The 594-nt window shown below is 36.7% G+C and carries 2 protein-coding genes; both read left to right on the top strand.

Translation table 11 applies throughout. The features are described from left to right. Positions 1-346, top strand: a 346-nt coding sequence (locus tag KIV40_RS29615; RefSeq protein WP_285352833.1) for a TcpQ domain-containing protein, incomplete at its 5' end; no start/stop codon positions are given. A 57-nt stretch (positions 347-403) separates the two neighbouring features. Then, positions 404-577, top strand: a complete 174-nt coding sequence (locus KIV40_RS35635) for a prepilin peptidase (RefSeq protein WP_375164912.1) — start codon at positions 404-406, stop codon at positions 575-577. Positions 578-594 lie beyond the last annotated feature (17 nt).

The raw sequence follows: 594 nt of genomic DNA, 5'->3' as shown, positions 1-594 counted from the left end.
TAAGCCAATCAATTCAGAGCCAGTTGTCGTTGAAACATCAGTGGTAGCAAGTAAGCTGATTGACTCTCAGCCGGCAGAAGCTAAAAACCAGGCTCGGGCTATCTCATCTTTCAAACTTGCAGAGAAAAAATCGTTTAAAAAGCAGTTCCTTAACTGGTGTCGTAGCGAAGAGTTGAAGTGTATTTGGGAATCTCAAACTGATTTTAAAGTTGCTGCTGATTTGGAATATAAGGGCAATACTGCAAACCAAATTGTTGAACAAGTCGCTGAAGATTTATATCTGAACCAATCTAGAACAAAAGTTCGCTACTACAGCAAGAATGATGTATACCGCGTTTATGACTAGTCTTTTTGCTTATTCTATCATTTTTATTATTGGCTCAACTTTATATAGCTTTCTGCAGTGTATTATCGAGCGAATCTTCTTTCGATAAAAGGATACTTTCCTTTGATATCGTCAATGTACCTTAGAGGGAAGAGCCGTTGTTGCTATCGTTATTTAGATAAAAAATATCTCTATGGTGAGATTATTTCCGGAGCACTTTCATCTACAGGTGTGTATTTATTGCCAATCTAGTTCTATTTTCTTGTTTT

Source organism: Vibrio sp. D173a, from assembly GCF_030248475.1.
Note: the sequence above shows the minus strand (reverse complement) of the source record. Positions and strands in the feature narration are given on the sequence as shown.